Here is a 307-nt window from a genome sequence, read left to right as displayed (position 1 = left end):
GACCACCATCCCGGTGATCCGGCTGGCGGGCGACGCGCGCCGGCTCCGGGTCGAGGTCGAGGACGGCAGCCCGGTCCTGCCGCGCGCCCGGCTGTCCGCAACCGTCGGGGGATGGGGGATTCAGTTCGGCCAGAAGCTGAAGACCGGGTGGGGGGAGAACCCCGAACCCGGCAGCAAATTCGTGTGGTGCGAGATGGCCGCCGCAACAACCCCCTGACGCCGGGAGCGCAGGCCGTGGCAACCCGACAGGCCATGGTGCACAGTGACGCCATGGCTGATCACTCCGCCGAGCCCGCCGTCGAACAAC

1 pseudogene is annotated in these 307 nt (G+C 71.0%); it reads left to right on the top strand.

The features are described 5' to 3' along the window. Positions 1-217 (top strand): annotated as a pseudogene (locus ADK67_RS14430) (ATP-binding protein); the annotation flags it as partial. Positions 218-307: the final 90 nt, after the last annotated feature.

Source organism: Saccharothrix sp. NRRL B-16348 (assembly GCF_001280085.1).
Lineage (GTDB): Bacteria > Actinomycetota > Actinomycetes > Mycobacteriales > Pseudonocardiaceae > Actinosynnema.
This window is presented reverse-complemented; position numbering and strand designations above follow the sequence as displayed.